This window comes from Pseudomonas frederiksbergensis (genome assembly GCF_000802155.2).
Classification (GTDB): Bacteria; Pseudomonadota; Gammaproteobacteria; order Pseudomonadales; family Pseudomonadaceae; genus Aquipseudomonas; species Aquipseudomonas frederiksbergensis_A.
The window spans coordinates 133,441-157,626 of sequence record NZ_JQGJ02000012.1 but is presented as its reverse complement, the minus strand read 5'-3'; the positions used below and the strand labels follow the sequence as shown (position 1 = coordinate 157,626).

The 24,186-nt window shown below is 61.5% G+C and carries 28 protein-coding genes; 3 read left to right on the top strand and 25 right to left on the bottom strand.

The window, feature by feature from the left end; all coding sequences use genetic code 11:
• From csrA to JZ00_RS21015, 3 genes are all read right to left on the bottom strand, one after another.
• Positions 1-154, bottom strand: a 154-nt coding sequence (csrA, locus tag JZ00_RS21025) for a carbon storage regulator CsrA (RefSeq protein WP_039593054.1), incomplete at its 3' end; no start/stop codon positions are given.
• Positions 155-304: 150 nt separating this feature from the next.
• A complete protein-coding gene (locus JZ00_RS21020) occupies positions 305-637 on the bottom strand; it encodes a YnfA family protein (RefSeq protein WP_039593055.1) in 333 nt (110 codons plus the stop codon).
• 58 nt (positions 638-695) lie between these two features.
• Positions 696-1,511 (bottom strand): SDR family oxidoreductase, encoded by an 816-nt coding sequence (locus tag JZ00_RS21015; RefSeq protein WP_039593056.1) that lies wholly within the window; start codon positions 1,509-1,511, stop codon positions 696-698.
• A 287-nt stretch (positions 1,512-1,798) separates the two neighbouring features.
• Here JZ00_RS21015 and JZ00_RS30395 point away from each other — a divergent pair, with 287 nt between their 5' ends.
• The gene (locus JZ00_RS30395) at positions 1,799-1,951 is read left to right on the top strand and encodes a DUF3309 family protein (RefSeq protein WP_018606531.1); all 153 of its coding nucleotides are present in this window, start codon (positions 1,799-1,801) and stop codon (positions 1,949-1,951) included.
• 57 nt (positions 1,952-2,008) lie between these two features.
• Here the strand turns inward: JZ00_RS30395 and JZ00_RS21005 are convergent, their stop codons facing one another.
• The 12 genes from JZ00_RS21005 to ccmA all read right to left on the bottom strand — a co-directional run bounded on the left by JZ00_RS21005 (position 2,009) and on the right by ccmA (position 12,828).
• Positions 2,009-4,102: an LTA synthase family protein gene (locus JZ00_RS21005; RefSeq protein WP_039593057.1), complete on the bottom strand. Its 2,094-nt coding sequence runs from the start codon at positions 4,100-4,102 to the stop codon at positions 2,009-2,011.
• Positions 4,103-4,399: 297 nt separating this feature from the next.
• Positions 4,400-5,275 carry a polyamine aminopropyltransferase gene (gene speE / locus JZ00_RS21000; RefSeq protein ID WP_039593058.1) on the bottom strand — a complete coding sequence of 292 codons (876 nt, stop codon included), beginning with the start codon at positions 5,273-5,275 and terminating at the stop codon, positions 4,400-4,402.
• A 165-nt stretch (positions 5,276-5,440) separates the two neighbouring features.
• Positions 5,441-5,848, bottom strand: a complete 408-nt coding sequence (locus JZ00_RS20995; RefSeq protein WP_039593059.1) for a hypothetical protein — start codon at positions 5,846-5,848, stop codon at positions 5,441-5,443.
• Between the two features lie 14 nt (positions 5,849-5,862).
• A complete protein-coding gene (ccmI, locus tag JZ00_RS20990; protein WP_039593060.1) occupies positions 5,863-7,065 on the bottom strand; it encodes a c-type cytochrome biogenesis protein CcmI in 1,203 nt (400 codons plus the stop codon).
• Positions 7,058-7,531, bottom strand: a complete 474-nt coding sequence (locus tag JZ00_RS20985; protein WP_039593061.1) for a cytochrome c-type biogenesis protein — start codon at positions 7,529-7,531, stop codon at positions 7,058-7,060. Before JZ00_RS20985 ends, ccmI begins: the two co-directional genes overlap by 8 nt.
• Positions 7,528-8,064: a DsbE family thiol:disulfide interchange protein gene (locus tag JZ00_RS20980; protein ID WP_039593062.1), complete on the bottom strand. Its 537-nt coding sequence runs from the start codon at positions 8,062-8,064 to the stop codon at positions 7,528-7,530. The genes JZ00_RS20985 and JZ00_RS20980 overlap by 4 nt, the downstream gene beginning before the upstream one ends.
• Positions 8,061-10,049 (bottom strand): heme lyase CcmF/NrfE family subunit, encoded by a 1,989-nt coding sequence (locus JZ00_RS20975; RefSeq protein WP_039593063.1) that lies wholly within the window; start codon positions 10,047-10,049, stop codon positions 8,061-8,063. Before JZ00_RS20975 ends, JZ00_RS20980 begins: the two co-directional genes overlap by 4 nt.
• Positions 10,050-10,052: 3 nt before the next feature.
• Positions 10,053-10,508, bottom strand: a complete 456-nt coding sequence (gene ccmE / locus JZ00_RS20970) for a cytochrome c maturation protein CcmE (RefSeq protein WP_039593064.1) — start codon at positions 10,506-10,508, stop codon at positions 10,053-10,055.
• Positions 10,505-10,681 (bottom strand): heme exporter protein CcmD, encoded by a 177-nt coding sequence (ccmD, locus tag JZ00_RS20965; RefSeq protein WP_007939192.1) that lies wholly within the window; start codon positions 10,679-10,681, stop codon positions 10,505-10,507. Before ccmD ends, ccmE begins: the two co-directional genes overlap by 4 nt.
• On the bottom strand, positions 10,678-11,433 hold the full coding sequence (locus JZ00_RS20960) for a heme ABC transporter permease (RefSeq protein WP_039593065.1): 756 nt from the start codon (positions 11,431-11,433) through the stop codon (positions 10,678-10,680). Before JZ00_RS20960 ends, ccmD begins: the two co-directional genes overlap by 4 nt.
• Positions 11,434-11,527: 94 nt before the next feature.
• Positions 11,528-12,196: a heme exporter protein CcmB gene (gene ccmB, locus JZ00_RS20955; protein ID WP_039593066.1), complete on the bottom strand. Its 669-nt coding sequence runs from the start codon at positions 12,194-12,196 to the stop codon at positions 11,528-11,530.
• The gene (gene ccmA, locus JZ00_RS20950; protein ID WP_039593067.1) at positions 12,193-12,828 is read right to left on the bottom strand and encodes a cytochrome c biogenesis heme-transporting ATPase CcmA; all 636 of its coding nucleotides are present in this window, start codon (positions 12,826-12,828) and stop codon (positions 12,193-12,195) included. Before ccmA ends, ccmB begins: the two co-directional genes overlap by 4 nt.
• A gap of 182 nt (positions 12,829-13,010) precedes the next feature.
• On the opposite strand from ccmA, the gene fliK reads away from it, so the two are divergent.
• The gene (gene fliK, locus JZ00_RS20945; protein WP_039593068.1) at positions 13,011-14,582 is read left to right on the top strand and encodes a flagellar hook-length control protein FliK; all 1,572 of its coding nucleotides are present in this window, start codon (positions 13,011-13,013) and stop codon (positions 14,580-14,582) included.
• Positions 14,579-14,908 (top strand): EscU/YscU/HrcU family type III secretion system export apparatus switch protein, encoded by a 330-nt coding sequence (locus JZ00_RS20940; RefSeq protein ID WP_039593069.1) that lies wholly within the window; start codon positions 14,579-14,581, stop codon positions 14,906-14,908. Before fliK ends, JZ00_RS20940 begins: the two co-directional genes overlap by 4 nt.
• A 139-nt stretch (positions 14,909-15,047) precedes the next feature.
• On the opposite strand, the gene JZ00_RS20935 is transcribed toward JZ00_RS20940, so the two are convergent.
• From JZ00_RS20935 to JZ00_RS20890, 10 genes are all read right to left on the bottom strand, one after another.
• Complete coding sequence (locus JZ00_RS20935) at positions 15,048-15,443, bottom strand: DUF2802 domain-containing protein (RefSeq protein WP_030141059.1); 396 nt, start codon at positions 15,441-15,443, stop codon at positions 15,048-15,050.
• A gap of 1 nt (position 15,444) precedes the next feature.
• Positions 15,445-15,930: a chemotaxis protein CheW gene (locus tag JZ00_RS20930; RefSeq protein ID WP_039593070.1), complete on the bottom strand. Its 486-nt coding sequence runs from the start codon at positions 15,928-15,930 to the stop codon at positions 15,445-15,447.
• Positions 15,931-16,002: 72 nt separating this feature from the next.
• The gene (locus JZ00_RS20925; protein ID WP_039593071.1) at positions 16,003-16,875 is read right to left on the bottom strand and encodes a CheW domain-containing protein; all 873 of its coding nucleotides are present in this window, start codon (positions 16,873-16,875) and stop codon (positions 16,003-16,005) included.
• A gap of 96 nt (positions 16,876-16,971) precedes the next feature.
• The gene (locus JZ00_RS20920) at positions 16,972-17,763 is read right to left on the bottom strand and encodes a ParA family protein (protein WP_039593072.1); all 792 of its coding nucleotides are present in this window, start codon (positions 17,761-17,763) and stop codon (positions 16,972-16,974) included.
• Between the two features lie 49 nt (positions 17,764-17,812).
• A complete protein-coding gene (motD, locus tag JZ00_RS20915; protein ID WP_039593073.1) occupies positions 17,813-18,697 on the bottom strand; it encodes a flagellar motor protein MotD in 885 nt (294 codons plus the stop codon).
• A 15-nt stretch (positions 18,698-18,712) separates the two neighbouring features.
• Entirely contained in the window at positions 18,713-19,453 is a 741-nt protein-coding gene (locus JZ00_RS20910) for a flagellar motor protein (RefSeq protein WP_039593074.1), read from the bottom strand.
• Positions 19,453-20,580 (bottom strand): protein-glutamate methylesterase/protein-glutamine glutaminase, encoded by a 1,128-nt coding sequence (locus JZ00_RS20905; RefSeq protein ID WP_039593075.1) that lies wholly within the window; start codon positions 20,578-20,580, stop codon positions 19,453-19,455. The genes JZ00_RS20910 and JZ00_RS20905 overlap by 1 nt, the downstream gene beginning before the upstream one ends.
• A 48-nt stretch (positions 20,581-20,628) precedes the next feature.
• A complete protein-coding gene (locus tag JZ00_RS20900) occupies positions 20,629-22,875 on the bottom strand; it encodes a chemotaxis protein CheA (protein WP_039593076.1) in 2,247 nt (748 codons plus the stop codon).
• Between the two features lie 30 nt (positions 22,876-22,905).
• Positions 22,906-23,691: a protein phosphatase CheZ gene (locus tag JZ00_RS20895; RefSeq protein ID WP_039593077.1), complete on the bottom strand. Its 786-nt coding sequence runs from the start codon at positions 23,689-23,691 to the stop codon at positions 22,906-22,908.
• A gap of 18 nt (positions 23,692-23,709) precedes the next feature.
• Positions 23,710-24,081 (bottom strand): chemotaxis response regulator CheY, encoded by a 372-nt coding sequence (locus JZ00_RS20890; protein WP_003183998.1) that lies wholly within the window; start codon positions 24,079-24,081, stop codon positions 23,710-23,712.
• Positions 24,082-24,186 lie beyond the last annotated feature (105 nt).

The following is a 24,186-nucleotide window of genomic DNA, read 5'->3' as shown; positions in this document are numbered from 1 at the left end:
GGATCTTGTCGTAGATTTCGGAACGATGCACATCGACGTGTCGTGGTGCTTCCACGCCGAAACGCACGGTGCTGCCGCTGACCGACAGCACGCGGACGGTAATGTCATCACCAATGGATATCAACTCACCTACAGCGCGGCTTAGTACGAGCATGGTTCTTGTCCTTAAGAATGTCTGGACCTCGACCATGCCCGGCCAGTTTTCCGGGCACAAGACACTGGCGCTAATTCAGTAATCCCCTACACCCAGGGAACCCGGTAGCTGAAGGAAATGTCCTGCAAAAAACCGTTTATCGCCCCCAAATCACGGCCCGGAAAATCGTGGGCCAAACAGAATCACCCCTGCCCCCAACACACAGAGCGCCACGCCGATCCAGTCGGAAGCAAGCGGCCGCGCGCGCTCGATGACGGCCAGCCAGCCGATGGACGCGACGATATAAATACCCCCATAGGCCGCATAGGCGCGGCCAGCGTACGTGGCTTCGATGCGGGTCAACAAAAGGGCGAACAGTGTGAGGCTAAGCAGCGCCGGTGCAATCCACCAAGCGCTCTTGCCTTGGCGCAACCACATCCAGAAGGCATAGCAACCGGCGATCTCGAAGAGCGCGGCGAGAAAAAACCACAGATAGTTGAGCATTAAGCGGTCCATCAGGAAGGCACGAAGGCACCATCCTGATAGATGCCGGGAAGGCAGGTCAACTCAGGGTTTGTCGAGCCTTGGCGCGCATTTTGTCAGCCATGGAGGTCATTTCATCGTAGAGCAGCTGTGGATTCTTCTGCTTCATGGCCCAGGCCGCACGCCCCTGTTCGTGGGGCAGGATCATGAACTGACCTTCGGCAACGTGCTGGTAGATGTAATCGGCAATGTCCGCGGCAGTGATGGGCGAGCTTTCCAGCAATTTGCCCACCTGGGCCTTCATGGCCGGAGTCGGCCCACGGAACGAGTCCAGCAAATTGGTCTGGAAAAATGATGGGCAGACCACGTGCACACCGATTTCCTGCTGCGCCAGTTCGATCAACAGGCTTTCCGACAACGCCACCACACCGGCCTTGGCCACGTTGTAGTTGCTCATGGCAGGGCCTTGCATCAGGGCGGCCATGGAGGCGATGTTGATAATTTTTCCGCGACTTTTTTCCAGCAGCGGCAGGAACGCCTTGCAGCCCTTGACCACGCCCATCAAGTTGATCGCTATCTGCCAGTCCCAATCTTCAAGCGACAGTTCGCTGAAGAATCCACCGGAAGCCACTCCGGCGTTATTGACGATGATGTCAATGCCGCCGAACTTTTCCTCGCAGGCTTGGGCAAACGCGGTGAGCTGGCTGTAGTCGCGCACATCGCAGCGTTGGACAAAGCCGTCGCCGCCCGCTTCGCGAACCAGCCGGAGGGTTTCCAGAAGGCCTGGCTCACTGACATCGGATAAGGCCAGGCGCCAGCCTTCGCGCGCCCAGCGCAGGGCGATTTCGCGTCCCAGGCCAGAGCCGGCGCCGGTGATCATCATGCGATTTTGCATAGGGAAACAGCCTTGTTGTTCCGGGAGAGATAGGCCGAGTGTAGCGAAGGACCCGGTCCGACCCACGTTCCATCAGAGTGCTGAATGGCGGGGGCAAACCGCAGGAGGGTTTGTGTCGCGTGTGCATAAGTGACGGACTTTGAGCGACGCTTTACGGCAATAACAAAAAACTTTGAATTTTTTACAGGACGTTACGGTCGGATTTGATAAGCCGCCCGGATTTAACGCATGCGCGCTGGCAGTTGAAAGTTACATCACTGACGAACTGACCAATAAGGAAATCAACAATGGGCACTATTCTTATCATCATCCTGATCCTCCTGCTGATCGGTGGCCTGCCGGTCTTCCCGCACTCCAGAAGTTGGGGTTACGGGCCGTCCGGTATCATCGGCGTAGTCTTGGTGGTGCTGTTGATCTTGCTGTTACTCGGCAAGATATAAATACCAAGTGCAAAAAAAAAGAGGCCCTCGTGGCCTCTTTTTTATTGTCCGCCGTTCTCAGTCCGGCTGGCCGTCAATAACCCCGGCCGTGTTATCCAGCAGACTCTTGGTCGCGGTTTGCAGGAACGACTCGAGCTTGAGCTTCATCTCAGCGGTTTCAGGTGCATCCTGGATGATCTCTGCATGCGGGTTGGCACCCAGTTGGTAGCGGAACAGCTTCGGTGCCATCGACTTTTCCTCCGGCAACATCAGGACCTTATCGTCGTGGATCAGGGCAGTGGTCTGGTCGCTACCCGACGGTTTGATTACGCCAAAGCCGGTATCGCCCGGCGGCAGGTTCAACAAGTCGCGGCCCCAGCACTGGTTGCGCACTTCCCCGCCGAGCCGGCCCATGATGGTCGGAACGATATCGACCTGGGTGCCTACGGTGTGATTGAGCTGGCCGAACTTCTCCTGGACGCCCGGCCCGATCAGCAGCATCGGCACGTTGAAGCGGCCCAGGTCCATTTCGCTGATCTGGCGTTCGTTGCCGAAGCCATGGTCGCCGACCACGACGAACAGGGTTTCCTTGAAATACGGCTCCTTGCGCGCCTTCTCGAAGAACTGGCCCAGCGCCCAATCGGAGTAACGCATGGCAGTGAGGTGTTCGTTCAGGCGGCCACGGTCTGTGACCGGCTCGACCGGCAGCGGCGTTGGCAATGCGTACGGCGTGTGGTTGGACAGCGTCTGCAGCAACGCGTAGAACGGCTTGCCGTTTTCCCGGGCCTTGAGTTCGATCAGGCCACGGTCGAACATGTCCTGGTCGGACACCCCCCAGGTCGGGTCCGAGAACACCGGATTCACGAAATCGTTACGCCCGATGAACGTGGTCATGCCTTGGCTGCTGAAGAAACCGGACTGGTTATCCCAGGCAAAATCGCCGTTATAGACATACACATCGTCGTATTGGCGGGCGCTGAGCAACTGTGGCAGACCCGACAGTTTGTGGCTGCCTTCCGGCGTCTGCATCAGGTATTCGAAGCCTGGCAGGTTCGGGAAGCAGGCCATGGTAGCGAACATGCCTTGATGGGTGTGGGTGCCGTTGGAGAAGAAACGGTCGAACAGCAAGCCTTCCTTGGACAGTGTGTCCAGGTAAGGCGTGATGTTGCCCGGCGCGCCCAGGGCGCCGACAGAGTGACCGGCCATGCTCTCCATGAGAATCACGACGACGTTCTTGATCGGCAGCGTCTTGTCGGCCGGCGGGGTGTAGTCGCGGCGCACAGCGGCCGTCTCGGTGTCGACGAGTTTATCGTCCGGCAGCAACAGCATGTTCCGCACGGTCTGCTGGGCCAATGGCTGCTCGAGGGTAGCTTTCCAGATATTGTCTCGGTCTTCGGACATTCGGCTCTTGGCCGCCGCCACCAGGGACAACGTTCCATTGAGGCCCAACTGGTTGGCGAAATTCGAGTCGGTGGTATAGACATCGCCCCAACGCAGTGGAGGGCCTTGGCGCAGGGTACCGCGAGCTGCGGCCACGGCTACCAGCAAGCAGACCATGAATACCACGACACGGCCGTACCACGGCGCGATCTGCCGTGTGCCGATGCTGCCACCGCTGAAAGGTCCACGCGGACGCGTGGCGCGGTCGGCACCCTTGAAGGCCAAGCTCAGGATGATAGTGCCGCCGGCCCAGGCCAGCAGATAGCGCACCACGGGAAACCCGTACCAGAGCATGCTCATTACGGTTTTCGGGTCTTCCTTCACATACTGGAAGACCAGGCCATTGAGGCGCTGGTGGAACTCGCGATAGAAGTCCATCTCCATCAAGCCCAGGAACAGGGCGATGCTGGAGGTAACGGTCAACCAGAAACGAAAGAATCCGCGTGCGGCCATGGCCCGCGCGTTGAACAACGCCAGCAGCAGCGGAATGCACAGATAAACGACCAGGCGCAGGTCGAAGCGCAAGCCATTGGCGAAGGCTTCGACGAAGGTGGAAGCCGGCGTATCGAGGATCATCTCGCGGTTGTAGACCAGCAACGCAACACGCAGCAGGCTTAGCATGGCCATCATGACCAAGGCACAGAGCAACGTATAGGCGAGGTGCGATTTGACGGTCGGTTGCAGCAGGCGATGTGTGGTGCGCTGCTGGCTCAGGGCGTCCTGGATTGCCATGTCGTTTGGGGACCTATTGGAATTAGAAGAACAAAAGAACAACGGCGCGCCCTACTTCAGGCCAATGTGGCGCCGGGGCTTTCGCAAAGGCGCGAAACTTGAACGAGCGGCCATGGCGTAGCCATTAACTAACCGCCGAACTCGAAGCGCGTGGGATTGTCCGCAAGGTCCGGTGAAAATTTCGTTCAAAGAGTATTTGGCAATACAAAAGCGCCCACTCACCCGAGTCGAGCGCCTGTTGTGGCGAGGGGACAAATCCCCTCGCCACAACAGCATCTCGCGATAACTTCCAGGATTTCAGTCGTTGCTCGGCTTATTGATCGCCTGCAGCACATATTGCGGCATGGCGAACGCACCGATATGAATCTCGGGGTTGTAGTAGCGCGTCACGATACCGCTGCCGATAAAGCGCTCGCGCAGGGTTTCACGGGAAAGCTTGCGGTATGAGGCATCTGTCGCCCCCCAGGCAAAGGTCATGGCGCCGCCGATGTAGGTCGGCACGGCAGCCTGGTAGAAATGCCAATCGGCGAACAGGCCATGCAAGCGCCCGGCGGTGGTCTGGACTTCGCTCAGTTGCATGAACGGCGTACCGTTCTGGGTTACCAGGATCCCGCCTTCGTTCAGGCAGCGGTGGCAAGCCTGGTAGAAGTTCTCCGAGAAAAGTACTTCGCCCGGCCCGATCGGGTCGGTGGAATCGGAGATGATGACGTCGAATTTTTCCTGGGTCGTGGCCACGAAACGCATGCCATCGTCGATCACCAGGTTCAAGCGCGGATCGTCATAGGCGCCCTTGGAGTGGTTGGGCAGGAATTCCTTGCACATGTCCACCACCGTGCCGTCGATCTCCACCATGGTGATGTGCTCGATGCCCACATGCTTGGTCACTTCGCGCAGCATGCCGCCGTCGCCCCCACCGATGATCAGCACGCGCTTGACCGCACCATGGGCCAGGATCGGCACGTGGGTCAGCATCTCGTGGTAGATGTATTCGTCGGCTTCGGTGGTCTGGATCACGCCGTCCAGGGCCATGACCCGACCCATCCGCGGGTTTTCGAAGATCACTAGGTGCTGGTGCTCGGTGCGCACTTCGTGCAGCAACTTGTCCATGCGAAAACGTTGGCCGTAGCCTTCGTAGAGGGTTTCCAGGTAATCGCCGGTCGGGGTGGTCGTCATGGTCAGGTGCTCCGATAAATAGGCGGTTGCCTAATGAGGCTCGCAAAGGCGCGCATTCTACGACGCTGGGGATGACAGGTCGAACCTTCAACACACTGACGCCACAACGCAGCCTCTGTGGCGAGGGAGCCTGCCCCCTAGCCACAAACAATCCGCAGTTCGGCGTCAGTGAAACTTCTGCCCGAGCCCAGCCGGCACGCCTTCGATGGTGGTCTCTTCCCACGGCCCGTTCGGGCTCACGGAGCGACTCCAGCCGTTGTTCCAACGGTAATACGTACGCTGGCGGTAAAACGTATTGGGCTGTTTATCGAGCACATAGACCCCGAGCTTGGCATCCCAGTGGCTATTGCCACCCGGTGGCGGGGCAAAACTGGCGGAGGTGCGCGGCAGCGGCTTGGCCGGTTTGTTCGGCGTCACTGGTTTGCCGGGCGCGGTCGACGGAGCCGGTTTGTTGGTCGGCGTCGAGGGCTGTATGGGTGGCAGCGGCGCCGAAGGCTCGGGCGGGCGCTGGACCGCACAAGCGCTCAGCCCCAGGACGAGCGTGAGCAGGGTGAGACGAGCGATGGCGGTCATGGTGCGAGTTCCTGTCATTGGTCCGGACTGTCGATGGTCAATTGCTGCGGCGCGGTGGTGCTGCTCGCCAAGGGTTGGCTGCGACCGATCCACTCGCCGGCGGTCGGTTGACCGGCTCGGGATATGCGCGCCACCAGTTGGACTTCGGGGAAGTTCGACAGTTTCAGCTGCGGCATCATTGCGTCAGCGTCCCCCAGCTCGACGCTGGCCGGCAGGTCGGCGACAGTCAGGCGCTTGGCCGCCAGCGGTGCCGGCGGACCGGAAACGGCGCGGGCGAAAATGAACACGCTGTCGCCCGGCTGCACCTTGGCTTTCAGGGCCGGAGCCAGGTCGACGCGAACCTTGAGCAAGGCCACGGCCTTGGCCGGCGGCGCCTGGGCGACCTTGCCACCACCGGCCTGGAGTTTCTCGGTGGCACGGGTAATCCCGCCCTGCAACGCTTCACGGGATCGATCGCCTTCGGGCAACTGCGCCAGCAAGCGTCCCCAATAATCGATCGCCTCCTGATAACGCTCGCCTTCAAACGCGGCGATGCCCAGCAGGCCAAGGCTGGTCACTTCCTTGGGATCGAGCTTCAGCGCTTCGTCGGTCAAGGCCTGGACCTTATCCGACCATTTCTTGCCGTCGGCAAAGTACTGCGCCTGGGCCCATTGGCCCAACAGCTCCGGCTGGCGACCCGCGACCGCCACGGTGCGCTCGAAAATCCTCGCCGCGTCCGCGGGCCGATCCTGGGCCATGTAGGTCCGGCCAAGGAAATACAAACCCTCGGCGGAATCCGGTTGCGCGGCCACAGCGCGCTCCAGGCGCAAGGTCATTTCTTCCATCGACTGCGGCGCCTGGGCGAATTCGCGAGTCAGCTCGACTTTGTCGCTGGCGCCGAAATGCAGGTACAACGCCAGGCCCAACACCGGCACCAGCACGGCGGCAAGCAAGGGCAAAAGCTTGCCCAGCCGGGACTCACGCGGCGCATCGGCGCCCTCGGTATCGGCCAGCAACTCACGGGCGGCCTCGGCGCGACCGGTGTCCAGTTGGGCCGCGTTAAGTACGCCCTCCTCCCGCTCGGCCTGCAGTTCGGCGACCCGCTCCTGGTACAGCGCCACGTTCAGCGCGGTGCGGTCTTCCTCCAACTGGGCGCGACGGCCACGCAACACGGGGATCAACAGGAAACTCAGGGCAACCAGGAGAAGCAGACCTGCGGCGAGCCAGAAATCAATCATGCTTGGTTTTATCCAACAGTTGGTCGAGGCGCTGGCGCTCTTCGACAGAAAGCGTATCCGGGGCAGCGCTGCGCTGGACCCGGCGGCGACGCACGATCACCGCAATAACGACGAAACCACCGAGCAACAGCCCGGCGGGGCCGAACCAGAGCAGCGCGGTCTTGGACGTCAGGGCCGGGTTGTACCGAACGAACTCACCGTAGCGATCCACCATGAAATCGATGATCTGCTGGTTGTCCTTGCCCTCGCCGAGCATGCGGAAGATTTCCTTGCGCAGGTCGGCGGCAATCGGCGCGTTGGAATCGGCGATGTCCTGGTTCTGGCACTTGGGGCAGCGCAGTTCCTTGGTCAGTTCGCGAAACCGCTCGCGCTCGGCGTCGTTGGCGAATTCATAGGTATCGATGGCGGCATGGGCCACGCCCGCCAGGCTCAAGCCGAGGACGGCAGCGGCTAACCAGCGCTTCATGGCTTGGCCTCGTCCACCAGCGCCTGGTACTTGGCCGCCAGTTTCTCGCGCCAGACCTGTTCGTCGATCACACCGACGAACTTGTCGCGGATGATGCCCTTGGCGTCGATGAAGAAGGTTTCCGGCGCACCGTAGACACCGAGGTTGAGGCCGAGGGTGCCTTCTTCGTCGCGGATATCCAGTTGGTACGGGTTGTGGAACTCAGCCAGCCACTTCAAGGCGTCGGCATTGACGTCCTTGTAGTTGACGCCGTAGATCACCACGCCGTTCTGGGCCAGCTTGTTCAACACCGGATGCTCGACCCGGCAAGAGATGCACCAGGTGCCCCACACGTTGACCAGTGCAGGCTTGCCCAGCAGGTCGGCTCGGGTCAGCGTCCTGTCACCCTGCACCGAGGGCAGGGAAAACTCCGGGAACGGCTTGCCGATCATTGCCGAGGGCAATTCCGACGGGTTCAGGAACAGCCCCCGATAGAGGAAAACCGCAACGATCAGGAACAGCGCCAGCGGCAATACCATCAACCAACGTTTCATGCAGGGGCTCCTGTCACACCCAGGGCTTCACGCACCCGGGTCTTTACTTTGACGCGATAACGCCGATCCAGCGCCGCCAGTACACCGCCCAGGCCGGTGAGCAAGCCACCAAACCAGATCCAGCGCACGAACGGCTTGACGTGGACACGCACCGCCCAGGCGCCATCGCCCAGGGATTCGCCTAGCGCCACATAGAGATCGCGGGTGAAACCGGCATCGATCCCGGCTTCGGTCATGACTGAGTTCTGCACGGTGTAGAGGCGTTTTTCCGGGTGCAGCACGGTAATTTCCTTGCCGTTGCGAAGGACCCGCACAGTGCCCTTGTCAGACGTGAAGTTGGGGCCCTCGAAGTGCTTGGCGCCCTCGAAGACGAACTGGTAACCGCCCAGGTCCATCGACTCACCGGGCGACAAGCGGAGGTCACGCTCGGCGCTGTTCTGGCTGGACAGGACCACGCCAAGGGCGCAGACAGCGATGCCAAGGTGGGCAAGCTGCATGCCCCAATAGCTGCGCGTCAGTGTCGGCAAGCCTTTGATCAAACCCTTATGGCGCGTCTTGTCGAAGATGTCCCGGACACCGGCCAGCAGCACCCAGGCCGCCAGCACGAAGGTGGCCAGTACCGCCCAGTTGAAATCGCCATAGGCGATACCGGCGACGATGGCCAGGGCCGCCGTGCCCAACAGCACCGGCGTCAGCATGCCCAGCAGCCATTTGACCGGGGTGTCTTTCCAGCGCACCAGCACACCGACCGCCATCACCACCATCAGGATCGCCATCAGCGGAATGAACAGCGCGTTGAAATACGGCGGGCCGACCGACAGCTTGGCGCCGGACAACGCGTCGAGCACCAGCGGGTACAACGTGCCAAGCAGGATCATCGACGCGGCTACCACCAGCACCAGGTTGTTGCCCAGCAGCAGGGTTTCCCGTGACCAGAGGTTGAAGCCGACCTGGCTCTTCACCACGGGTGCCCGCAGGGCGAACAGCGTCAGCGAACCACCGACCACGAACATCAGGAACATCAGGATGAACACGCCACGCTCGGGGTCCGAGGCGAAGGCATGCACCGAGGTCAGCACGCCGGAACGCACCAGGAATGTCCCCAGCAGACTCAAGGAAAACGCGGCGATGGCCAGCAGTACGGTCCAGCTCTTGAACACGCCGCGTTTTTCCGTGACGGCCAGCGAGTGGATCAGCGCCGTGCCGACGAGCCATGGCATGAAGGAAGCGTTTTCCACCGGGTCCCAGAACCACCAGCCGCCCCAGCCGAGTTCGTAATAGGCCCACCATGAGCCAAGGGTGATGCCGATGCCCAGGAACGCCCAGGCAACGATGGTCCATGGACGCGACCAGCGCGCCCAAGCGGCATCCAGGCGTCCACCGAGCAACGCAGCGATGGCGAACGCGAACGCCACGGAAAAACCGACGTAGCCCATGTAGAGCATCGGCGGATGGACGATCAGGCCGATGTCCTGGAGCAATGGGTTCAAGTCGCGCCCGTCGGTCGGTACTTGGGGCAGGATGCGCTCGAAAGGGTTGGACGTGACGATCAGGAACAGCAGGAAACCGGTGCTGATCATGCCCATCACCGCCAGCACGCGGGCGAGCATCACCTGTGGCAATTGCCGGGAAAACACCGACACCGCAAAAGTCCAGCCCGCGAGGATCAAGGCCCAGAGCAGTAACGAACCTTCGTGGGCGCCCCACACCGCGCTGAACTTGTAGTACCACGGCAAGGCGCTGTTGGAGTTGCTGGCAACGTACTCCACGGAAAAGTCGTCGACCATGAACGCATAGGTCAAGCAGCCGAAAGCGAAGAGCATGAACGCGAACTGTCCCCAGGCCGCTGGCTGGGCGAGACTCATCCACAAACGGTCGCCACGCCAGGCGCCGAGCAATGGCACCACCGCCTGCACGATGGAAAAACACAGGGCCAGGATCATCGCCAGATGGCCCAGCTCGGGAATGAAGATACCGGTGGTCATCGATCAGCCCTCCTTCACGGGAGCGGGCGCCGACTGGCCGCTGTCCTTCAAGGCCTTGGTCACTTCCGGCGGCATGTATTTCTCGTCGTGCTTGGCCAGCACTTCATCGGCCACCACTACACCGTCGGCGTTGAGCTTGCCCAAGGCGACGATGCCCTGCCCTTCGCGAAACAGGTCCGGGAGGATGCCGCGATAGGTGATGGTCACGGTCTTGTTGAAGTCGGTGACGTTGAACTTCACGTCCAGCGAGTCGCCGGAACGCACCAGCGAGCCCTGCTCCACCATGCCGCCGGCACGGATACGGGTGTCCTTGGGCGCTTCGCCATTGGCGATCTGGGTCGGGGTATAGAACAGGTTGATGTTCTGCTGCAGGGCACTGAGGGCCAGGCCGACCGCAGCGCCGACGCCGACCAGGATCGCCAGGATGATGACAAGACGTTTTTTGCGCAGCGGATTCACTGACCGTTCTCCCGGCGCAGACGACGCGCCTCTTGTTGCAGATACCGCTTGCGGGCCAGGATCGGCGCCGCCACGTTGAGAGCCAGCACTGCCAGGCAGATGCCGTAGGCTGACCAGACATACAGGCCGTGATGACCCATGGCGAGGAAATCGCCGAATGAAGCGAAACTCATCGAGCGGCCTCCAGGCTGTTCTGTACTTCGGCCTTCACCCAACTGGCCCGGGACTCGCGCTTGAGCACTTCCAGGCGCATGCGCAGCAGCAGCACCGCGCCAAAGAAGCAGTAGAAACCCAGCGCGGCCAGCAACAGCGGCAGCCACATCTCGACGGGCATCGCCGGCTTTTCGGTGAGGGTGAAGGTCGCGCCCTGGTGCAGGGTGTTCCACCATTCCACCGAGTATTTGATGATCGGAATGTTGATCACCCCGACAATCGCCAGCACCGCGCAAGCCTTGGCGGCGCTGTCACGATTGCTGATGGCGTTGCCCAGCGCAATAAGACCGAAGTACAGGAACAGCAGGATCAGCATCGACGTCAGTCGCGCATCCCATACCCACCATGAGCCCCACGTCGGCTTGCCCCAGATCGCCCCGGTGACCAGCGCCACGGCGGTCATCCAGGCGCCGATGGGGGCCGCGCACTGCAGGGCGACATCGGCCAGTTTCATCTTCCACACCAGCCCGACCACGCCGCAAACCGCCAGCATCACGTAGATCGACTGGGCCAGCATCGCCGTCGGGACGTGGATATAGATGATGCGGAAGCTGTTGCCCTGTTGGTAGTCCGGTGGCGCGAAGGCCAGGCCCCAGGCCAGGCCGATACCGATCAGCAACAGGGCAGCAATGCTCAACCAGGGCAACATTCTGCCGCTGATGCCGTAGAACCACTTGGGTGAGCCGAGCTTGTGAAACCAGGTCCAGTTCATTGCAGTTTCCATCACGGTTGCGGTTCGTTTTCACGAACCGCCGGGGCGGCCTTTACTTCCTGGGAAGTGGTCAATTCTTGACCAGACCTCATTATTATTCGCCGACGCTGATCTTCAGGCCAGCGGCTATTGCAAAGGGTGTCAGGGTTATCGCCAGGGCGGTCAGGCTCCCAAGCCACAGCAGATAACCGGTTGCCGGCATACCTTGCAACGCCGCCTGCAAGGCGCCACTGCCAAGAATCAACACCGGTATGTAAAGCGGCAGGATCAGCAGGGCCAGCAACAAGCCTCCGCGCTTGAGCCCCACCGTCAGCGCCGCGCCCACCGCGCCGAGCAAGCTCAGCACCGGCGTGCCCAACAACAGCGACAACAGCAGCACCGGCATGCAAGCGGCAGGCAGGCCCAGCATCATCGCCAGCAACGGTGAAAGCAGCACCAGCGCCAGGCCGGAAAAAACCCAGTGTGCCAGTACCTTGGCCAAAACCAGAAGGGCTAGGGGGTGCGACGAAAGGACCCACTGTTCCAGGGAACCGTCCTCGAAATCACTGCGGAAAAGCCCGTCCAGCGAGAGCAGGACCGATAAAAGCGCCGCCACCCAGACCAGCCCAGGCGACAAGGTTTGCAACAATTGAGTCTCGGGACCGACCGCCAGCGGGAACAAGGCGATGACGATTGCAAAGAATACCAGCGGGTTGGCCAGTTCGGCCGGACGACGGAACAACAGGCGCGCTTCACGGGCGAGCAACAGGCCAAAGACACTCATACCGCCCAGTTCCCCAGGTCAATGCTGCGATAACCGGAGGGCATCCGGGCCAAGGTGTGGTGGGTGGTCAGCAGCACCATGCCGCCGTTCTCGCAATGGCGGGCCAAGTGCTCTTCCAGTTGCGCCACGCCCTGCTTGTCCAGGGCAGTGAACGGCTCGTCGAGGATCCACAGCGGCGGGCTCTCCAGATACAGCCGGGCCAAGGCCACGCGGCGCTGCTGGCCGGCCGACAGGGTGTGGCTCGGAACATCCTCGAAGCCTTTCAGTCCTACCGCCGCCAAGGCCTGCCAGATCGCCTCGCGCCCTGCTGGGCGGTGCAGCGCGCAGAGCCAACTGAGGTTCTCCTCGGGGGTCAGCAGGTCCTTGATGCCGGCGGCATGGCCAATCCACAACAGATTGCGCGCCAGTTCGCTACGCTGGCTGTGCAGCGGCTGGCCGTTGAGCAGGATTTCACCGGCGGTGGGCTGCATCAGCCCGGCCAGCAGGCGCAACAGGCTGGTCTTGCCGCTGCCGTTGGGGCCACTGATCTGCACCATGTCGCCACGTGAGAGTCTCAATTCGAGATTTTCGAAAAGCAGCCGCAGATCTCGCTCACAGGCGAGGCCGACGGTTTGCAAGAGAGGACTGGTCAAGGGATCACGGGCCTTATACGGTTCAAGTCGGCCGTGCAGCAGCCGTTAAAGTGATGCAGCATAGATGCATTGACGGACCGTTCCACAGAGCTGCGTCAAACAATTGCAAGGTTTTCGCCACTCTCTGGAAGGCGGGCGGCATTATACATGTGAAGCTCTACTCCCCAAGGTAATAACCGCAGATGACAGGCGACATGAACATCCCGCCGCTGCCCCAGCCCACGGCAACGACGCGTATGCCGACGGTAACGGGCGAGCTGCTCAAGCTGCTCGCACCGGCCGAAGGGCTGATCGGCCCGGGCCAGACCGCCAAGGCCGAGGTGTTGTCGCTCAAGCAAGCGGACCAGGCTTTCCAATTGCTGCTCAAGGTCACGCTGGAAAGCGGCCGGCAAGCCACCGTGCAAGCCACCAGCACCCAGCCATTGCCCCAGGGCACCAGCCTGGCCGTGACCCAGCCTTCGGCCAGCAACCTGGCGATTACCGTGCAACAGGCCCTTGCGTCCAGCGTCGCGACGCTGACCCGGATCGACACCACGCAGTTGCCCGTGGGCACCTTGTTGCAAGGCAAGGTACTGACCAGCCAGGCCTTGCCGCAACCGGCCGGCCAACCCGCCGTGTATCGCTCGCTGGTGAGCCTGCTCAACACCGCCCAGGCCGGTAGCACCCTGGACATCGACAGTCCGCAACCGCTGCGCATCGGCATGCTGTTGAGCGCCCAGGTGCAGGATGCACAAACATTGAAATTCGTGCCCCTGAGCAATCGCCAGGAGCAATTGGCGGTGAACCAGCAATTGGTGACCCAAGTGAGCCGCCAAGGCTCGCTGGACAGCTTGCTCAGCGCCCTGCAGAACCTTCCCGCCAGCGACGACACCGGCCCCGAGCTGCGCGCCGCGGTAACGCGCCTGCTGGCCAGCTTGCCGGACGTACAGCAACTGAGCACACCCAAGGGCCTGGCCCAGGCCATGGTCGCCAGCGGCGTCTTCCTGGAAAGCAAACTGCTGGCTGGCCAACCGCCAAGCCTGGCCCCGGACATGAAAAGTGACTTGCTGAAACTGATCGCCCAGCTGACCCCCGCCCTGCCCGCTTCCACCAATCTCTCCGCGGTGATCGCCGCCAATACATTGGCCCAGGCGCTCCCCAGCTTTGTCCGCAGCGCCCTGGGGATGCTCGGCCAGGTCAGCGCCAAGCCACAACCCACCAGCTTTCCGCTGCCTGCGCGACTATTGAAAGGCCAGGACGAAGAAGGCGACCTGGAACATCTGCTGCGCCTGGCAGCCGCCGCCGTTTCGCGCCTGCAAAGTCATCAACTGTCGAGCCTGGAGCAGACGGGACTGACGGATGACGGCCGGTTGATGAGCACCTGGCAATTGGAGATCCCGATGCGCAACCTGCAGGACATCGTGCCGTTGCAGGTCAAGTTCCAGCGCGAGGAAACCGCCGCCCGGGAACAACCGGACGAACGCCGCGAACACCCCGAACCGAAACAGCAGCTCTGGCGGGTCGAGCTGGCATTCGACATGGAACCGCTGGGGCCGCTGCAGATCCAGGCCCAGTTGCTCAGCGGCAGCCTGTCCAGCCAGTTGTGGGCAGAACGGCCCTATACCGCAAGCCTGATCGAACGGAACCTGACCGCACTGCGCGAGCGCCTGGTGACGTGCGGGCTGACCGTCGGCGATCTGGATTGCCACGTCGGCACTCCGCCCCAAGGCCCCAAGACCCGGCTGGAACAGCGTTGGGTGGACGAAACCGCATGACAACCCACACCGAACCCCGCCAGGCCATCGCCCTCAAGTACGACGGCCATCACGCCCCGACCCTTACCGCCAAGGGCGACGAAGCCCTGGCCGAGGAAATCCTGCGCATCGCCCGCGAAAGCGAAGTCCCGATTTATGAAAATGCTGAATTGGTGAAGTTGCTGGCGCGGCTGGAGTTGGGCGACAGCATTCCGGAAGAGCTGTACCGCACGATTGCCGAGATCATCGCGTTTGCCTGGAATTTGAAGGGCAAGTTTCCGCAGGGATTTGACCCGCATGCGCAAACTATCGAGAAAGACGTGACGGAACGTGGGGATGATTACTGATCGTTGAAGGCGCTATCCGGTGGCGAGGGAGCTTGCTCCCTCGCCACCGGGACTGGCCTGGAATGATGAATTGCTGAGCGCCAGAAAAACCTGTGGGAGCAAGCTCACTCCCACATGGGCCTTGGGCGGTAGATAAATATCAGCCGCCCTTATGCAACTTGCTCATCAACTCCGCCTCGGCCTGGGTCAGGCCGCACGCCTGGGTCAGTTCGTCGATGCTGGCGCCCATGCCGACCAGTCGGGCGGCCTGGGCGAAGGACAGGCTGGAGGGGTCGCGCTGTTCCAACTGCGCCAGTTTGTCCGGCAACGGCGCGACCACGGCACGTAGCTCATGGAGCGCTTCGCCCATGCGCACGGTGCCGTTCTGATAGTCGTCGACACGCTTGGCCAGGTCCTTGATGCGCTGGTCGCGCAGCGCATCACCCTGGGCCTGCTGAGCGGCGATATCCCGCTGGCCACGTATGTAGGACAAAAACATCGCCAGCGTGCCTGCCCAGAAAAGGAACAGGACAATGACTGCTACCTCAAGAATCAAATCAGATACTCTCCAGTTCCGACCACTCTTCTTCGCTCATCATTTTTTCCAGTTCGACCAAGATCAGCAACTCGTTGTTCTTGTTGCAGACGCCCTGGATAAACTTCGCCGACTCCTCGTTACCGACGTTAGGCGCGGTTTCGATTTCCGACTGACGCAAGTAAACCACTTCGGCAACGCTGTCGACCAGGATACCGACCACTTGCTTGTCGGCCTCGATGATCACGATGCGGGTGTTGTCGTTGACGTCGGAGGAGTCCAAGCCAAAACGCTGGCGAGTATCGATGACGGTCACGACGTTACCGCGCAGGTTGATGATGCCCAGCACGTAGCTTGGCGCACCTGGAACCGGGGCGATCTCGGTGTAGCGCAGCACTTCCTGCACGCGCATCACGTTGATGCCGTAGGTTTCGTTATCGAGCTTGAAAGTCACCCATTGCAAGATCGGATCTTCGGAACCCTTGAGAGACGACGCCTTATCATTCATACCCTGACCCCTCGAAAAACCGCCTGTGGCGGTGTGTGTTCTGTCCGGCGTCGCCCTGCGCCGCCGGTTGTCTTATTTCGGTTTCCGGACCGGCTTGGCGCCGTCCAGGTGTTTTGCCCCGCCGCTGGCGATCAGCTCCGCCAGTTCGGAAACGTCCAGCAAGGCGCACATGTGTTCGATCACCGTACCGGCCAGCCATGGCCGTTGCCCTCGATGGCTGCGCCATTTGATCTCGTTCGGGTCCAGGCGCAGCGAACGGCTGACCTGGTGCACCGCCAATCCCCATTCGTAGCCTTGCACTGAAATCACATATTGCAGGCCCTGGCGAAAATCATCGCGATAGCGGTCCGGCATGACCCAGCGCGCAGTATCCAGCACCTTCAGGTTGCCCGCCTGGCTCGGCAGGATTCCGAGGAACCATTCCGGCTGGCCGAACAACGGCGTCAATTCCTGCCCGGCCAGGGAATAAATCGATCCCAGGCAAACCAGCGGCACCGCCAGCGTCAAACCGGCCACGTCGAACAACAAACACTCGAACGGCTCGGCGGCCCACGCCGGACGGTCATCGACCTGCACCGGCGGCGGTGTGTTGCTCGGCGGCATGTGGATTTCCACCACCGGTGTCACCAGGCCCTGCAATAACGGCGCAACGGTGGAGACCGGCGACAGGATCGGTGCCGGCGCTTCCATTACTGCCAACTGCGCCTTGGCGGTCGGCGCCTCCACTGCTGCGGCACTCACTGAAGCCCGTGCATCACGGGCCTGTTCTTCGAGCACCGCGGCCTGGAACTCGTCCAGCGCAGGTTCGGCTTCGACAGGCTCGGGCAACGCCTGGACCGCGCTCGGCTGCGCTGGCAATTCATCGGTCGCTTCCTGCAACAGCCCATCCAGATAGGATTGCAAGGCCATTTGCGGGCGCGAAGTTGTCTTGATCGGGCGGTTCATGGGAACTGTGCGCCACTTGAAAAGGTTATCGGCATGGATACGGCAGGACTTGAGCGCCCGCAAGCAAGCACAACGTCTATGGAGAACTTCATCAACTCAAGCCACCTGCTGCGGAACGAGCTGCTGGGCCAGCAGATGCTTGAGAAGCGCGCGATAGGCCAGTACGCCACGGCTTTTGCCATCGAACTGTGAAGGGGTCACCCCGGCACGGCTGGCATCGCGCAGGCGGGTATCCACCGGGATGTAGCCTTGCCAGATGTCGTCCGGGTACATGTCGCGCAGCACCCGCAGGGTGCCGAGGGACGCCTGTGTACGACGGTCGAACAGCGTTGGCACGATGTTGAATGCCAGCGATTGCTTGCGCGAGCGGTTGACCATCGCCAGGGTATTGACCATGCGTTCCAAACCTTTCACCGCCAGGTGTTCGGTCTGCACCGGAATCACCAATTGCTGGCTGGCGGCCAAGGCATTGACCATCAGCAGACCCAACAACGGCGGGCTATCGATGATCGCGTAATCGAAATCCTGCCACAGCTGCGCCAGACTCTTGGCGATCACCAGGCCCAGGCCGCTTTGGCCAGGCGATTGGCGCTCCAGAGTGGCCAGGGCCGTGCTCGATGGCAGCAGGGAGATCCGCTCGTCGCTGGTGGACAACAGCAACTGTCCCGGCAAGCCTTCGGGCACACTGCCCTTGTGCAAGAACAAGTCGTAGTTGCTGTGTTCCAGGCTGTCGGGATCGTAGCCGAAATAACTGGTCATCGAGCCATGGGGGTCCAGGTCGACGATGACCACGCGCTTGCCCGCCTCGGCCAGCAAACCGGCTAGAGCGATGGAGGATGTGGTTTTGCCCACACCACCTTTTTGATTGGCGACTGCCCAGACTCTCATTCGGATCGTTCCTCCCGGTCGAGACGGGCCCGACCGAGAAATAGCTCGGTTATAAAGCCGGTGACGTAGAATTGACGGCGTTCTGTCTATCCGGCGACTTGACCGGGGTCGGTGCAGTTTGTGTGCCAGCCCGCTTCAATGCCGCATCCGGTTTTGCATTGGCGGTGCCGGTACCCGTCAGGCTGCGACGCACATCGAGGTTGCGCGACACCACCAGCACCACCCGACGGTTGCGCGCGCGTCCCTCGGCCGTGGCGTTATTGGCCACCGGCTGGAACTCGCCATACCCCACCGACGCGAGACGGCCAGGGTTGACGCCCTGCATGGCGAGCATGCGCACGATGCTGGCCGAACGAGCCGAAGACAACTCCCAGTTGGTGGGATATTGCGCGGTACGGATCGGTTGGTCATCGGTGAAGCCTTCGACGTGGATCGGGTTGTCGAACGATTTCAGGATCGCCGCCACTTTATCGATGATGTTGAACGCCATATCGCTGGGCATGGCATCGCCACTGCCGAACAGCAGGCTGGAATTGAGTTCGATCTCAACCCACAACTCGTTGCCACGCACGGTCATCTGGTTGGAACTGATCAGGTCGCCGAACGCGGCGCTGATGTCATCGGCTATGCTCTTCAACGGATCGCTGCCACCGGCAATGCCGGCGTCGACCTGCTCGCTGTCCTTGACCAGCGGCTTGGCCGGGGTCGTCGTCTTCGGACGTTCTTCACCAATGGGAATCGGCTTGAGGGCGCGGTCCGAGTCAGTGAAGACGCCAATCAACGCTTCGGAAATGACCTTGTACTTGCCTTCGTTGACCGAAGAGATCGAATACATGACCACGAAAAAGGCGAACAGCAGCGTGATGAAGTCGGCGTAGGAAACCAGCCAGCGTTCATGGTTGACGTGTTCTTCACGATGTCTGCGACGCGCCATATTCCATATCCTCCATCAGTCCATGAAGCCCTGGAGCTTCAACTCGATGGAACGCGGGTTTTCACCTTCGGCGATCGACAGGATCCCTTCCAGCAGCATTTCGCGATAGCGCGACTGGCGCAAGGCGATGGACTTGAGCTTGGCCGCGATCGGCAGCAACACCAGGTTGGCGCTCGCCACACCGTAGATGGTCGCGACGAAGGCCACGGCAATGCCGCTGCCCAGTTGCGAAGGGTCGGCCAGGTTGCCCATCACATGGATCAGGCCCATGACCGCACCGATGATACCGATGGTAGGCGCGTAGCCACCCATGCTCTCAAAGACTTTGGCCGCTTCGATGTCACGGCTTTCCTGGGTGTAGAAATCCACTTCCAGGATGCTGCGGATCGCTTCGGGTTCGGCGCCGTCCACCAGCAATTGAAGACCCTTGCGCGAATAGCTGTCGGGTTCGGCATCGGCCACCCCTTCGAGCCCCAGCAGGCCTTCCTTGCGAGCGGTCAGGCTCCAGTTCACCACGCGGTCGATACCGCCGGCCAGGTCGACGCGAGGCGGGAACAGAATCCACACCAGGACTTGCATGGCCCGCTTGAAGGCGCTCATGGGCGACTGCAACAGCGCAGCGCCGATGGTGCCACCGAGCACGATCAACGCGGCCGGGCCGTTGGCCAGCGCGCCGAGGTGCCCGCCCTCCAGATAGTTGCCACCGATGATGGCGACGAATGCCATGATGATGCCGATCAGGCTGAGCACATCCATTACAGGCACGCCTCGACCAGATGTTTACCCATGTCGTCCAGGCTGTAGACCGCGTCGGCCAGGTCGGCCTTGACGATCGCCATGGGCATGCCATAGATCACGCAACTGGCCTCGTCCTGGGCCCAGATCGCGCTGCCGCCCTGTTTGAGCAGGCGCGCGCCTTCGCGACCATCGGCGCCCATGCCGGTGAGCACCACCGCCAGAACTTTGTCGCCATAGGATTTCGCCGCGGAACCGAAGGTGATGTCCACGCAAGGCTTGTAGTTCAAGCGCTCGTCGCCCGGCAGGATTTTCACCGCGCCACGACCATCGATCATCATCTGCTTGCCACCCGGCGCCAACAGCGCCAGGCCTGGCCTCAGGATGTCGCCATCCTCGGCTTCCTTGACGCTGATGCGGCAAAGTTTGTCCAGGCGCTCGGCGAATGCCTTGGTGAATGCGGCGGGCATGTGCTGGATCAATACGATCGGCGCCGGGAAATTCGCTGGCAGCTGGGTCAGGACCCGCTGCAGTGCCACAGGACCGCCCGTGGAAGTGCCGATGGCGACCAGTTTGTAGGCCTTGCGCTTGGGCGCTGGCGACGACGGGCTGGCGGGCGCCGGACGAGCGGGCGCCGGAGCACTGCGAGCAGGCGCCGGATTGAAACTGCTCGACGCGGAAGGCACAAACGGTGGCGTTGGCACAGCCGTCGACGCTGGCGCCGGTGCGCTGTAGGCACTGACGCGGCGGTTGCTGCGGGAAATGCTGTGGACCTTCTCGCACAGCAACTGGCGGACCTTGTCCGGGTTGCGCGAGATGTCTTCGAAGTTTTTCGGCAGGAAGTCCACCGCCCCGGCGTCCAGCGCATCGAGGGTCACTCGGGCGCCTTCGTGGGTCAGTGAAGAAAACATCAATACCGGGGTCGGGCAGCGCTGCATGATGTGCCGCACGGCCGTGATGCCGTCCATCATCGGCATCTCGTAGTCCATGGTGATCACGTCCGGCTTGAGCGCCAGGGCTTGATCGATCGCCTCTTTGCCGTTGGTCGCCGTACCGACGACCTGGATGCTCGTGTCCGCCGAAAGAATTTCCGAGACGCGGCGGCGGAAAAACCCCGAATCGTCCACCACCAGGACTTTAACTACCATAAACACTCCGTTAGACGAGGCACGGCGTCGGGCCGCGCCCCTCCAGAATCAAATACGCCGGGCGGCGTAGCGCTTGAGCATGCTCGGTACATCGAGGATCAACGCGATGCGGCCGTCGCCGGTGATGGTGGCGCCGGACATGCCCGGGGTGCCTTGGAGCATCTTGCCCAACGGCTTGATGACCACTTCTTCCTGGCCCACCAACTGGTCGACGACAAAGCCGATCCGCTGGGTGCCTACCGATAGGATCACCACATGGCCTTCGCCCTGCTCCACATGGGCGGCGGAGCTGACCAGCCAGCGCTTGAGGTAGAACAGCGGCAGCGCCTTGTCCCGCACGATGACCACTTCCTGGCCGTCGACGACGTTGGTACGCGACAGGTCGAGGTGGAAAATCTCGTTGACGTTGACCAGAGGGAAAGCGAAGGCCTGGTTGCCCAGCATCACCATCAGGGTCGGCATGATCGCCAGGGTCAATGGGACCTTGATGACGATCTTCGAGCCCTGCCCCTTGGTCGAGTAAATGTTGATCGAACCGTTGAGCTGGGAAATCTTGGTCTTCACCACGTCCATGCCCACGCCACGACCCGACACGTCGGAGATCTCGGTCTTGGTCGAGAAGCCTGGAGCGAAGATCAGGTTGTAGCACTCGGTGTCGCTCAGGCGATCGGCCGCATCCTTGTCCATCACGCCACGCTTCACGGCGATGGCACGCAGGACGTTCGGGTCCATGCCCTTGCCGTCGTCGGAGATCGACAGCAGGATGTGGTCGCCTTCCTGCTCGGCGGCCAGGATCACCTTGCCGCTGCGGACCTTGCCCGAGGCTTCGCGCTCTTCCGGCGACTCGATGCCGTGGTCGACCGCGTTGCGCACCAAGTGGACCAGCGGGTCGGCCAGGGCCTCGACAAGGTTCTTGTCCAGGTCGGTCTCTTCACCCACCAGTTCCAGGTTGATTTCTTTCTTGAGCTGGCGAGCCAGGTCACGAACCAGGCGCGGGAAGCGCCCAAAGACTTTCTTGATCGGCTGCATCCGGGTCTTCATGACCGCGGTCTGCAAATCGGCCGTGACCACGTCGAGGTTCGACACGGCCTTGGACATGGCTTCGTCCTGGCTGTTGAGGCCCAGGCGCACCAGGCGGTTTCGCACCAGCACCAGTTCGCCGACCATGTTCATGATCTCGTCCAGGCGTGCGGTGTCGACCCGAACGGTGGTCTCGGCTTCGCTGACCGGTTTTTCGGCGGGCGCGGCGGCAGGAGCGCGAGCCGGGGCAGGCGCCGCTGCGGCGGCAGGCTTGGGTGTTTCGGCTTTCGGTTCCGCTGCCTTGGCAGCCGGCTTCGGCGCGGCCTTGGCGGCGGGCGCAGCCGTGGCGGCAGCAGGCGCAGCGGCAGCCGTACCCACTTCGCTGAACTTGCCCTTGCCGTGCAGCTCGTCGAGCAGCGATTCGAATTCGTGGTCGCTGATCAGATCGCTACCGGCTGCCGCGGCCGCTGGCTTGGCCGGCGTCGGCGCCGAAGCGATGGCCGAGTCCAGCGCATCGACGGCAAAATTGCCCTTGCCGTGCAACTGGTCGAGCAAGGCTTCGAATTCGTCATCGGTAATGTCGGAGTCATCACCCGCTGCCTTTGGCGCAGCCGGGGCAGCCGGGGCCGCGACCGCATCGGGGGCGAACTGGCCCTTGCCGTGCAGTTGGTCGAGCAGCGACTCGAACTCGTCGTCGGTAATTTCATCGCTGGCGGCGGCATTGGCGGCTGGCGCAGCAGGCGCGGCCGGCGCTTCGGCTTCGGCCTTGACGGCGCTCAGCGAGTCCAGCAGCGATTCGAATTCGTGATCGGTAATGTCACCCGATTCTTCGGCAACCGGCTCTTCAACCACAGGCTCGGCAACCGGCGCGGCTTCATCAGCCGACTGCGGCTCGGCCAGGCGCGACAGCGCGGCGAGCAGCTCGGGGGTGGCTGGGGTGATCGGCGAGCGCTCGCGCACTTCGCTGAACATGCTGTTGACCGCATCCAGGGCTTCGAGCACCACGTCCATCAGTTCCGAGTCGACGCGACGCTCACCCTTGCGCAGGATGTCGAACACGTTCTCGGCAATGTGGCAGCACTCCACCAGCTCGTTGAGCTGGAGGAAGCCGGCGCCTCCTTTTACAGTGTGGAAACCGCGAAAAATTGCATTGAGCAGATCCGCATCATCAGGTCGGCTTTCCAGCTCGACCAGCTGTTCGGACAGTTGCTCTAGAATCTCGCCGGCCTCAACCAGGAAATCCTGAAGGATCTCTTCATCGGCGCCGAAGCTCATTAATGGCTGCTCCTAAAATAGGGCTAAAACTCAAAATCCAAGGCTGGACAACAAATCGTCCACATCGTCCTGACCGGACACAACGTCTTCTCTTTTATCGGCATGAATCTGCGGACCTTCACCCTGAGAGAGATGTTTTTGTGGATCTTTTTCAGCAAGTATCGCCGCGCGGTCGTGTTCGATGCCGGCAAAGCGATCCACTTGGCTTGCCATCAACACCAGCTTGAGCAAATTGCTTTCAACTTCGGTGACCAACTGGGTCACACGCTTGATCACTTGGCCGGTCAGGTCTTGATAGTCCTGGGCTAGCAAAATGTCGTTGAGGTTGCCGGCCACGGCGCGGTTCTCGGTGCTGCTGCGCGCCAGGAATCCGTCGACCCGACGGGCCAGTTCGCGAAATTCCTCGGCGCCGACTTCGCGACGCATGAACCGTCCCCAATCGGTGCTCAACGCCTGGGCTTCCTCGCTCAGGCCGTTGACCAGAGGCGTTGCGCTTTCCACCAGGTCCATGGTGCGGTTGGCCGCGGCTTCGGTCAGCTTGACCACATAACCCAGGCGCTCGGTCGCATCGGTGATCTGCGAGACTTCCTCGGCCTGCGGCATGTTCGGATCGATCTGGAAATTGACGATCGCGCTGTGCAGTTCACGGGTGAGCTTGCCGACTTCCTGGTACAGACCACGATCACGGGTCTGGTTGAGCTCATGAATCATTTGAACCGCATCGCCGAAGCGGCCCTTTTCAAGGCTGTCGACCAGTTCGCGGGCATGTTTTTTCAGGGTCGATTCGAAATCGCCCATTGAAGATTCGTTGTCCATAGCTCCCCCGTGGCGCCGTTAACCGATGCGTTCGAAGATTTTTTCGATCTTCTCTTTCAACGCCTGGGCCGTGAAGGGTTTGACCACATAGCCGTTCACACCGGCCTGGGCGGCTTCGATGATCTGCTCGCGCTTGGCTTCGGCAGTCACCATCAGCACCGGCAGGTGCTTGAGTTTTTCATCGGCGCGCACGTGGCGCAGCAAGTCGATACCGGTCATGCCAGGCATGTTCCAGTCGGTCACCAGAAAGTCGATGCTCCCGCTATTGAGGACCGGAATGGCGGTAGTGCCATCGTCGGCCTCGACCGTGTTGGTGAACCCGAGGTCACGCAACAGGTTTTTTATGATCCGCCGCATCGTTGAGAAGTCATCAACGATGAGGATTTTCATGTTCTTGTCCAATTCGACCTCCAAGCAGTCTTAAACGCGCCCAGCACCTGGACGCGCCATTTCAATCAATCCGGCACAACACTCGACAACGGTCTGGAGCACAAC